Here is a 2,390-nt window from a genome sequence, read left to right on the forward strand (position 1 = left end):
CCGCCCGCCCGGTCCCGCTGATCGTGATCGCGGTGGGCCCCGACGCCGACCGCGCGGAGGCCCAGCAGCTCGCCGAGGCCACCGGCGGCTCCGGACAGCAGGTCAACGACCCGGCCCAGATCCACACGGTGATCCTGAAGGCGATCGTGGCCGCGGGCGCCCGGGGCGGCGAGAGCTGACGCACCTCCCGGAGCAGTCCTCAGCCCAGCGGCACCGGCCACGTGCGCACATGCCCTCCCCGCCGCATCAGCTCGCCGTACCGCCTCGTGCTGGCGGCAAAGGCTGACGCGCAGCCCAGAGCGGTGCTCAGCCCAGCCGCACCGGCCACGTGCGCACGGGCTCCCCTCGGCGCTTCAGCTCGCCGCACCGCCGCGTGGAGACGGCGAGAGCTGACGCGCGACCCCCGCAGCGCCCCTCAGCCCAGCGGCACCGGCTCCGGCAACCCCACCGGCCACGTGTGCACAGGCTCCCCCTGCCGCATCAGCTCGCCGTACCGCCGCGTGGTGGCGGCCAGCGCGGCCTCCCGCGACAGCCCGGCCTCCAGGGCCCCGTGGAAGGTCGCCGCCTGCCACGACGCCCCGTTGGCCCGGCGCCGGCACCGCTCCTCGATCACCCCGAGATACAGGTCCCGGTCGGCGGCCTCCACGCCCCAGGCCGCGAGCCCCGTCTCGGCCAGCGGCAGCAGTTCGTCGCGTACGAGGCTCACCGCGTCGACCTCCACGGTGCCGCCGTACCGGCCGCGCCGGGGCCAGGTCATGCGCGCGTCGATGCCGTGCCGGCAGGCCGCGTCGAAGTTGGCCGCGGCCGCCTCGAAGGGCATCCGGGTCCACACCGGCCGCGACTCCTCGGCGAGGGCGCGGACGAGGCCGTAGTAGAAGGCCGCGTTCGCGATGACGTCGGTGATGGTGGGGCCGGCGGGCAGCACGCGGTTCTCCACACGCAGGTGCGGGACGCCGTCGGCGATGTCGTAGACGGGCCGGTTCCAGCGGTACACCGTGCCGTTGTGCAGGACGAGTTCGGCGAGGGAGGGCACCCCGCCCTCGTCGAGCACCTTCAGCGGGTCCTCGTCGTCGCAGATCGGCAGCAGGGCCGGGAAGTAGCGCAGGTTCTCCTCGAAGAGGTCGTACGCCGAGGAGATCCACCGCTCCCCGAACCAGGTGCGCGGCCGCACCCCCTGGCTCTGCAGTTCCGGCGGCCGGGTGTCGGTGGACTGCTGGAACAGCGGGGGCCGGGACTCCCGCCACAGCTCACGGCCGAACAGGAAGGGCGAGTTGGCCCCGACGGCGATCTGCACGCCGGCCACCGCCTGGGCGGCGTTCCACACGTCGGCGAAGCGCCCCGGGGTGACCTGGAGGTGCAGCTGCACGGAGGTGCACGCGGCCTCCGGCGCGATGGACTTCGAGGTGCAGGTGAGGCGTTCCACCCCGTCGATGTCGAGGACGAAGTCCTCACCGCGCGCGGCCACGATCTGGTCGTTGAGCAGGGTGTAGCGGTCGACGTCGGACAGGTTGGAGGAGACCAGGTCGTCCCGGTCCAGCGTCGGCAGAATGCCGATCATCACGATTCCGGCGTCGACCTCGCCCGCTTTACGGTCGGCATATGCCAGCGAGGTCCGGATTTCCTCGGCGAGCCGGTCGAATACCCGGCCGCCCAAGCGGTGGGGGGCTATGTTGACTTCCAGGTTGAACATGGCGAGTTCTGTTTGGAAGTCTCGGCTCGCGATACGTTCGAGGACCTCTCCGTTCAGCATTCTCGGCATACCGTCGGCGCCGACCAGATTCAATTCGATCTCCAGCCCCATCAGGTTCTTGGGCCGGTCGAACCGCTGCTCCGCCAGGAGCCGCTCCAGCCCCGTCAGACACGTTCGGAGCTTGTCGCGGTACCGCTGGCGATCGGACAGGTCGAACTGGCCTGCCACGACCTTCTCCCCCATCGAAGGGTCCCTCCTCGTTGCGTCATGAGTCAGGTGGGATGATGCCCAGCCGGACCGATCGATAACGTCCCGCCGCGGCTCCGAACCCGCTACGCTGTTGAATGTGACCGGTGGCACATTCACTCGGCATGGAGCTGTCAGCAGTTTCGGGTGCCCAGAAGAACTCGTGAAAAACGCCGATGACAATCGGCCGACCGCTCCTCGTGTATTCACCGAGGTCACCGCCGACCGACAGTCTCGATATCGGGATGATTCCCGCGTATCGCCGACCGAATGACTCCTTGCCGAGTACGGCGGAAGCGGCTAGACGAAACATCATCTGAACATATGTCGTATAAACTCCGCGAACAAGGCAGAGGGTTGGCACCCGCGGTCCTGGATCCTGCCGTCAGGTGACGTACGGCAAGTCCTCTCCCGCACGCGCGTCACCGGACCCCGGCCCCCGCCTCTCTGACCC

1 protein-coding gene is annotated in these 2,390 nt (G+C 69.7%); it reads right to left on the minus strand.

Going from position 1 to position 2,390, the window contains the following annotated elements:
* Positions 1 to 415 precede the first annotated feature (415 nt).
* Positions 416 to 1,933, minus strand: coding sequence for a glutamate-cysteine ligase family protein (locus EHS43_RS42705; RefSeq protein WP_125195839.1), 1,518 nt, complete (start codon positions 1,931 to 1,933; stop codon positions 416 to 418).
* Positions 1,934 to 2,390: the final 457 nt, after the last annotated feature.

The sequence above is a fragment of the Streptomyces sp. RP5T genome, assembly GCF_003933965.1.
Lineage (GTDB): Bacteria > Actinomycetota > Actinomycetes > Streptomycetales > Streptomycetaceae > Streptomyces.